We start from the raw sequence: 7,812 nt of genomic DNA, 5'->3' as shown, positions 1-7,812 counted from the left end.
TCAGTTAGTTCCATTCAAGCTGTATCGATTTGGGAAACAACGCCTTAGACTACTACAAAACAGTGTTTACTTGGCTTGCACTCAACCAACTCACACACACAGTGGCAGTTACACTGAAAAGTTCCTGCCCTTCCGTTCTAAGAACAGAATATTGAAAAGGCCCTGATAACTCAGAGTCTTTTTTTATGCACTCAGGCTGAACCTCTCAGCCCGAAAGGGATATAACGCTTTTTGGTTGCCTCCCCTACAGTGATGGATACTCTCCACAGGAGCGCTTTGTGAAAAGTGCAATGAAACTGCTCACCCCTTTATTGCTCATGCTGACCAGCATGCTGTCCGGCCAGTTGCAGGCAAAGCCACTCAAGGTCGGGGTCAGCTTTGCCATCCCCCCTTATGTCATCGAAAGTAATCAGAGTGGCATTGAGCTGGATCTGCTGAAAGAGGCGTTCGCTGGCAGCGGCTATGAACCCAGCTTTGAATTTCTGCCACTGGAGCGCACCTTCCGCCTGTTCGAATCAGGAAAGCTGGATGCCATCATCAACGTCAGACCCGGTATGGTTGATCCTCACGTTCTGACCCAGCCCGTTATCACCTTCCATAACCGGATCTTCACCCTGCGCAGCACCCACATCAGTACTCTGGACGATCTGCATTCAAAACAGGTCACCGCCTTTCAACGGGCAAGGATCATTCTGGGGGCGCGTTCGCCACCATGGCCAACCAGAATCCCCACTATGAGGAGGTAGCCAAGCAGCAGGTGCAGGTACATCAGCTGATGCGCGGCAGGGTGGATGCAGTCGTACTGGAGGAGCGGGTGTTCTACTACTACCTCGACCAGCTGATTGCCACCGCCCAGGCAGGCGAGCACTACGAGCGCAATCAGGTCAGGCAAGCAGACCTCTTCCCACCCACCGTCTATCACTTTGCCTTCCGAACGGCCGATGCCCGCAATCTGTTTGATAAGCGCCTTGAGGCTATGCGTCAGGATGGTCGTTATCACCAGATTTTCGCGGCTTACGGCGCTACACCGTGAGCCACAAACATAAAAGCCAGCCGGTTAGGGCTGGCTTTGTACTGGCTCCGAAGGAACAGCAGTAGGGGAGCGTTACTTCATTGCGCTGCCGTTTTTCAGTTCTGCTTTCTGACGTTTGGCTTCGCGTTTCTCTTTCAGTGACATCTGCGGTTTTTTCTTGGCATCTTTGCCGTTGTGATGTTCTTTGTTACTCATCATCAAACTCCAAAAATGTTACCCAGACAGTTGGTTCCTCATGGGAGCCAGCATGCCATCCGAATCATCAACTTCAGTACGCTTGGTGGGATGGTGCAAGACCATCACCAGACCCAGCATACCCTCCAGCGGCATCCGGATCCAGCCTCATTCTCGTCCAAAAAATGCCGCGCGCAGCCCCTTGAGCGGGGAGGCCAAACGACCTCGACAGGAAAGACCAAAAAAGAGTAATTCGCATTATTAAATGTTGTCACGCTTATATTAAGTCATCGTTACCTAGATATTTTCACGGATAAATATAAATCCCTCTCATTATTTATTGCCGCGCAAGAGGTCACCATTTTAATAAGCATTCGCAATATCATCAGAAACATCAGGTTACAACACCGAATAGGTTATTTCCGGTCAGCCGGATATAATGCGCGCCGCACCGAAATATCCGTTTTTATTCAGGAAGCTGTACATGAACAGAAAAACCAGAGCCGCCATGGTGTCGGTCTGCTCCAATATCAGTCTGATCATCATGAAAATGGTAGCCGGGTTCGCCAGCGGCTCGGTCAGTATCATCTCGGAGGCGATCCACTCCGCCATGGATCTGGTGGCGGCCCTGATCGCCCTGTTCGCGGTGAAAAAGTCCGATCTCCCGCCCGATGAGAGCCACCCCTATGGTCACGACAAGATTGAAAATGTCTCCGGTGTCATCGAAGCACTGCTTATCTTGCTGGCCGCAGGCTGGATCATCTTCGAAGCTGTCGACAAGCTAATCACCCCCAGCCCGATTGAAAGCATTGGCTGGGGCGTGCTGGTGATGGTGATCTCGGCGCTGGTCAACAGCGGCGTCTCAGCCTACCTCTACAAGGTGGCCCGGGAAGAAGAGTCAGTTGCATTGGCGGCCGATGCGCTCCATCTCAAGGCGGATGTGCTCACTTCAGCCGGTGTCGCCGTCGGTCTTGGCGGGATCTGGCTGGCCGGTCTGTTCGGCTACTCCCTCGCCATCCTCGACCCGCTGGTCGCCATTGCGGTCGCCATCTTTATTGTCAAAGAGGCGATCAGCATGCTCAACGAGGCCTTCCAGCCGCTGATCGACCAGAGCATGAGCCCGGAAGAGCTGGCGATGACCAGCCGCATCATCACCGAATGTTGCCCTGCCGCCAGCGGTTTCCACGATCTGCGCAGCCGTCGTGCCGGTCGTCGTCGCCATATCGACTTCCACCTCACCCTGCCCCCGGAGATGAGCATCGGCGAAGCCCACGATATCTGTGATCGCATCGAACACGCCATCATGGAGCAGTTGCCCCACGCCATCGTGCTGATCCACGTCGAGCCGGAGGAGCAAGAGATGCCCTCACCGCTCGCCATAAATTGAAATGTGGCAAACAGGCGGGAAAGTGGCAGCGAAATAACGGAAAGTTGGCACAAACCCGCATTTTTACTGCCGGAAAGCCGATTGCATAAGAAGTGATCGGCACAACTGTGTTAGGGTGTCTAACCACCCTGCCGCAGGAGCGCGCCGTGAAAAAGCTGGAAATGAAAGATCTGACCGAGGCCGAAAAAGCCGAGATAGCCTTGTTATTGCAAAAGGCACAAGCCAATGCAGACCACCAGCTGACCAACGGAGAGCGGAACAAGATCCGTGAAGAGGGTCGCCTGAAAATTGTGGCCGACCGCGCCGAAGCGGCCAAGGCTGCCTCCAAGCTGGCTCGCGAGAAAGCCAAAGAACGCGCCAAGAACCAGGTACTGCCGGAAACCTTCAGCTGGATTGATTCGGTCAGCAACAAGTTTCGCAGCAAGCGCTGATCCTTTCTTGCAAAACGCCCGCTGGCACTTGTGCCTGCGGGCGTTTGCATGTCTGGGCGATGCTCGATGAGCCAGATTTGGCGCTGCCATTGATTTGCATCTCAGTCGCTAATCGCAGCCGCAGAGGAATGATTCACATTGTGGATTAGAGAGAACGCCAACTGACAATCTCCGGTCTATCGCCAACTTTTTCATTTTTTCTCATATTTTTTGTCAGAACTGGCTACATAGTCAGGACAAAAAAGCCGAATCTGACTTGCCACAGGGTGATATGAGTCTGCACTGATTTTCCTATGCCGTTGAAATGCATCATGTTTACTATAAAAAATGATATTTTTGGCTGTTACAAAACATTAATATCGAGATAAAGTTTGCTTTAAAAATGAGAGCGTGTTTTAATCTTTCTCGATGGTTCGGCAGTTCAGACCTGATTATGTTAGGCAGTCATTTTAGTAAAGCAGTGATTAGCATAAGCGTTATCCTCGGATAATTCTTATCAAATAATTCTCCTTCTTTAGTGCTCCCCATACGTATTGCTGACGAAAAATCAAAAATTGCCATTTAGGTGGCATTCAACACTATTTAAGGAAATTATTATGTCTAACAAAATGACTGGTACCGTTAAGTTCTTCAACGCTGAGAAAGGTTTTGGTTTCATCTCCCCGGCTGACGGCAGCAAAGACGTGTTCGTACACTTCTCCGCTATCCAGTCCACCAGCTTCAAAACCCTGGACGAAGGTCAGCGCGTTGAGTTCACCATCGAGCAAGGCCAGAAAGGCCCGGCTGCTGCCAACGTAGTTGGTCTGTAATTCAAGCCGGAGCATGCTGCTGATGGCTCATGCCAACTGCTGACCGCTCTGCAAGAATTAAAAAAACCCGCTTAGGCGGGTTTTTTGTTTTTCCCCGCTTTTCCTCACAGACCTACCCTTCCCAACCGCTTGATCCCTCCCTTACACGCTCTCACCGCTTGAGTCTTAGAATGAGCTCCGAATGGACTCAAAATGTAAAATAGTGACGAAAAAGTCCGGTTATCCGCTGTATTTGCCGCGAATTCTTGCTATTTTGCGCGCCACCAACGCAAACGATTTCCTTCACACTTTCAGGATTAGTTATGGCAAAGCAAGATATGGCCGCCCAAACAGGGACTGGCGGCTTTCTGGACTCTTATTTTTCCATTTCTGCGCGCGGCAGCAGCGTGCGTCAGGAGCTGGTCGCGGGGCTGACCACCTTCCTGGCGATGGTCTACAGCATCATAGTGGTGCCAAACATGCTGGGCGCTGCCGGCTTTGAGCAGGGCCCGGTGTTTGTGGCCACCTGTTTGATCGCCGCCTTCGGCTCCCTGCTGATGGGCCTGTGGGCCAAGCTGCCGATGGCTATCGGTTGCGCCATCTCCCTCACCGCCTTTACCGCCTTCAGTCTGGTGCTGGGTCAGGGACTGAGCATTCCGGTCGCTCTGGGCGCCATCTTCCTGATGGGTGTGCTGTTTACCCTGATCAGTGTCACCGGCGTGCGCCAGTGGATCCTGGATAACCTCCCCTCCGGCATCGCTCACGGCACCGGCATCGGTATCGGTCTGTTCCTGCTGCTGATCGCCACCAACGGCGTCGGCATGGTGATCAAGAACGAAGGGGCCGGTCTGCCGGTTCAGCTGGGTGAAGTGACCGCCTTCCCGGTGATCATGACGGTGCTGGGTCTGGCCGCCATCTTCGGTCTGGAGCGTCGCAAGGTGCCGGGCGGCATCCTGATGGTGATCATCGCCATCTCCATCCTCGGCCTTATCTTCGACCCGAAAGTGACCTGGCAGGGCTTCTTCGCCATGCCGAGCCTGACTGGAGAGAAGGGCTCTCTGGTAGGCAGCATGGATCTGCTGGGCGCCCTCAATCCGGTAGTCATTCCGACCGTACTGGCACTGGTGATGACCGCCGTGTTTGACGCCACCGGCACCATCCGTGCCGTGGCCGGTCAGGCTGGCCTTATCAACGAGCGTGGCCACATCATCAGCGGCGGCAAGGCCCTGACTGCCGACTCCGTCAGCAGCATGGTGGCAGGCGCCGTAGGTGGTGCTCCGGCTGCCGTCTACATCGAATCCGCCGCAGGTACCGCGGCCGGTGGCAAGACCGGCCTGACCGCCGCGCTGGTCGGCGTGCTGTTCCTGCTGATGATCTTCCTCTCCCCGCTCAGCTATCTGGTACCGGCTTACGCCACCGCACCGGCCCTGATGTACGTCGGTCTGCTGATGCTGGGCAACGTCACCAAGCTGGACTTCAGCGACTCGGTCGATGCGCTCTCCGGCATGCTGTGCGCCGTCTTTATCGTGCTCACCTGCAACATCGTGACCGGCATCATGCTGGGCTTCGTGGCGCTGGTCATCGGTCGTCTGTTCGCTGCCGAGTGGAAGAAGCTGAACGTCGGCACCGTTATCATCGCCGTGGCGCTGGTGGTCTTCTATGCCGGTGGCTGGGCCATCTAACCCACCCGCATATTCCGGTTATAGCGAAGGGCCCTGCGGGGCCCTTTTTCATGGCTGTGAGTCAGCTAACAGTTTCCCGCCCGCTTGCCCTGCGCCGTTTCAGATTGAAACATCCATCCCCCTTCTGTTGTTTCAAATCCAAACCAAATCGACCGTCATTTTTATCCCTTTTTCTGTCGTTAGACTGGCTCCATCAACCATTTGCCCACCCGAGCGGTGGCAAGCCAAGGAGTGAGCCATGAAGAAACTGATCAATGCCGTCGATGCCGTGGTCCGTGAACAACTGATGGGGATGGCAGCCGCCCACCCCGAGCTCAAGGTACGTATCGAACCCCACTACATCACCCGCGCCGACTCCCCCGTGATGGGCAAGGTGGCGCTGGTCTCCGGCGGGGGCAGCGGCCACGAGCCGATGCACGGCGGTCTGGTGGGCAAAGGGATGCTGGATGGCGCCTGCCCCGGCGAGATTTTTACCTCCCCGACCCCGGATCAGATGTACGAGTGCGGTCAGGCCGTTGATGGCGGCGCGGGCGTACTGTTTCTGGTAAAGAACTACACCGGTGACGTACTCAACTTCGAAACCGCGGTCGAGCTGCTGCACGGCGACGGCGTCAAGGTGGGCTTCGCCCTCATCGATGACGACGTGGCGGTCAAAGACAGCCTCTACACCGCCGGTCGCCGTGGCGTCGCCACGACCGTGCTGTGCGAAAAGCTGGTGGGTGCCGCTGCCGAGGCAGGCTACGACCTTGCCCGTTGCGAGGCGCTGGCTCGTCGCATCAACAACCAGAGCCGTACCATAGGCGTGGCCATGCATGCCTGCACCGTGCCTGCCGCTGGCAAGCCCTCCTTCACTCTGGCGGACAACGAGCTGGAGTTCGGCGTCGGTATCCACGGCGAACCGGGCATCGAGCGTCGCCCCTTCACCGATCTCAATACCCTGGTGGACGACATGTTCAGCGAGCTTGCTGACAACACCCCCTATGGCCGCACCCTGCGCCACTGGGACAGAACCTCTGGCAGCTGGCAGGAGGAGCACACCTTTATCGAACCGCTCAACAAGGGCGATCGGGTTATCGCGCTGGTCAACAGTCTCGGCGGCACCCCGATTTCAGAGCTCTATGGCGTCTATGGTCGCCTCGCAACCCTGTGCGAAGAGGCGGGCATCCATCTGGTGCGCAACCTGATCGGCCCCTACTGCACCTCCCTCGACATGACCGGCATCTCCATCACCCTGCTCAAGGTGGATGACGAGCTGATGACCCTGTGGGATGCCCCCGTTCACACCCCCGCCCTGCGTCGCGGCTGCTAAGGAGAGCCCATGTTAAGCAAGCATCACATCGTCAACTGGCTGCTCGACTGCGAACACATCTTTACCGAGCAGCGTGACTACCTCACAGCGCTGGATACCGACATCGGCGACGGCGACCACGGCCTCAATATGCAGCGCGGCTTCGCCAAGGTGGCCGAGAAGCTGCCGGCGGTAGCGGACAAGGATATCGGTCAGGTGCTGAAAACCACCGGCATGACATTGCTCTCCTCGGTCGGCGGCGCCAGCGGCCCGCTCTACGGCACCTTCTTTATCCGGGCGGCGGCCAGCAGTGACGCCTGCCAGAGCCTCAGCCTCAGCCAGCTGTGCAAAATGCTCAGCGACGGGGTGGAGGGGATCGTCTCCCGCGGCCGCGCCGAGCCGGGCGACAAGACCATGTGCGATGCCTGGTGGCCGGCACTGGCCGCCCTGCAACAGGCGCAGCAGCAAGATCTGCCCCTCAACGAAGCGCTGGACAAGGCGGTGGCAGCCGCCGCAGCCGGTACCGAGGCCACCATCCAGATGCAGGCTCGCAAGGGGCGCGCCAGCTATCTTGGCGAGCGCAGCATCGGCCATCAGGATGCCGGGGCCACCTCGACCCTGCTGCTGCTGACCGCCCTGCGTGACAGAGCGAGGTTGTGACATGATCGGAATCGTAGTGGTCTCTCACAGCGCCATGCTGGCGGCCGGTTTGAAAGCGCTGGCCGATCAGCTCGGCAGCCCGGCCCGCCTGCTGCTGGCGGCCGGGGTCGATGACCCCGACCACCCCATCGGCACCGACGCCATCGCGGTGATGAGTGCGATTGAAGAGGCGGACGACGGCAGCGGCGTGCTGGTGCTGATGGATTTGGGCAGCGCCCTCCTGAGTGCCGAGACCGCCCTCGAACTGTTGCCGCCGGATCTGAGCGCACGGGTGCGGCTCTGCCCCGCTCCGCTGGTCGAAGGCACTCTGGCCGCTGTGGTGGCGGCCGGTTCCGGCCTGACGCTGGACGAGGTAGCCGCCGAGGCGCT

The 7,812-nt window shown here is 57.1% G+C and carries 7 protein-coding genes and 2 pseudogenes; 8 read left to right on the top strand and 1 reads right to left on the bottom strand.

From position 1 onward, the window contains the following. Positions 1 to 290: 290 nt before the first annotated feature. Positions 291 to 1,033 (top strand): annotated as a pseudogene (locus L972_RS09850) (substrate-binding periplasmic protein). Between the two features lie 72 nt (positions 1,034 to 1,105). On the opposite strand, the gene L972_RS22125 reads toward L972_RS09850, so the two are convergent. Further along, entirely contained in the window at positions 1,106 to 1,231 is a 126-nt protein-coding gene (locus L972_RS22125) for a hypothetical protein (RefSeq protein ID WP_019445191.1), read from the bottom strand. Between the two features lie 460 nt (positions 1,232 to 1,691). On the opposite strand from L972_RS22125, the gene L972_RS09845 reads away from it, so the two are divergent. The 7 genes and pseudogenes from L972_RS09845 to dhaM form a co-directional block, all read left to right on the top strand. Beyond that, positions 1,692 to 2,594 carry a cation diffusion facilitator family transporter gene (locus L972_RS09845; protein WP_047437901.1) on the top strand — a complete coding sequence of 301 codons (903 nt, stop codon included), beginning with the start codon at positions 1,692 to 1,694 and terminating at the stop codon, positions 2,592 to 2,594. Positions 2,595 to 2,740: 146 nt separating this feature from the next. Continuing rightward, complete coding sequence (gene yjbD / locus L972_RS09840) at positions 2,741 to 3,025, top strand: DUF3811 domain-containing protein (protein WP_005340165.1); 285 nt, start codon at positions 2,741 to 2,743, stop codon at positions 3,023 to 3,025. Between the two features lie 596 nt (positions 3,026 to 3,621). After that, on the top strand, positions 3,622 to 3,834 hold the full coding sequence (gene cspE, locus L972_RS09835) for a transcription antiterminator/RNA stability regulator CspE (protein WP_005316548.1): 213 nt from the start codon (positions 3,622 to 3,624) through the stop codon (positions 3,832 to 3,834). Positions 3,835 to 4,136: 302 nt separating this feature from the next. Then, positions 4,137 to 5,495, top strand: a complete 1,359-nt coding sequence (locus tag L972_RS09830; RefSeq protein WP_042032197.1) for an NCS2 family permease — start codon at positions 4,137 to 4,139, stop codon at positions 5,493 to 5,495. A 238-nt stretch (positions 5,496 to 5,733) separates the two neighbouring features. Then, on the top strand, positions 5,734 to 6,804 hold the full coding sequence (dhaK, locus tag L972_RS09825; RefSeq protein WP_005340163.1) for a dihydroxyacetone kinase subunit DhaK: 1,071 nt from the start codon (positions 5,734 to 5,736) through the stop codon (positions 6,802 to 6,804). A 9-nt stretch (positions 6,805 to 6,813) separates the two neighbouring features. Then, positions 6,814 to 7,443: a dihydroxyacetone kinase subunit DhaL gene (gene dhaL, locus L972_RS09820; RefSeq protein ID WP_047437877.1), complete on the top strand. Its 630-nt coding sequence runs from the start codon at positions 6,814 to 6,816 to the stop codon at positions 7,441 to 7,443. A gap of 1 nt (position 7,444) precedes the next feature. Further along, positions 7,445 to 7,812, top strand: a pseudogene (gene dhaM, locus L972_RS21870) (dihydroxyacetone kinase phosphoryl donor subunit DhaM); the annotation flags it as partial.

It is taken from the genome of Aeromonas sp. ZOR0001 (assembly GCF_000801015.1).
GTDB classification, from domain to species: Bacteria; Pseudomonadota; Gammaproteobacteria; order Enterobacterales; family Aeromonadaceae; genus Aeromonas; species Aeromonas veronii.
This window is presented reverse-complemented; position numbering and strand designations above follow the sequence as displayed.

Bases quoted from the DNA above. Each gene is read 5' to 3' on its own strand.
- L972_RS22125 (WP_019445191.1), bottom strand. From the start codon at position 1,231: ATGATGAGTAACAAAGAACATCACAACGGCAAAGATGCCAAGAAAAAA.
- L972_RS09845 (WP_047437901.1), top strand. From the start codon at position 1,692: ATGAACAGAAAAACCAGAGCCGCCATGGTGTCGGTCTGCTCCAATATC.
- cspE (WP_005316548.1), top strand. From the start codon at position 3,622: ATGTCTAACAAAATGACTGGTACCGTTAAGTTCTTCAACGCTGAGAAA.
- L972_RS09830 (WP_042032197.1), top strand. From the start codon at position 4,137: ATGGCAAAGCAAGATATGGCCGCCCAAACAGGGACTGGCGGCTTTCTG.
- dhaK (WP_005340163.1), top strand. From the start codon at position 5,734: ATGAAGAAACTGATCAATGCCGTCGATGCCGTGGTCCGTGAACAACTG.
- dhaL (WP_047437877.1), top strand. From the start codon at position 6,814: ATGTTAAGCAAGCATCACATCGTCAACTGGCTGCTCGACTGCGAACAC.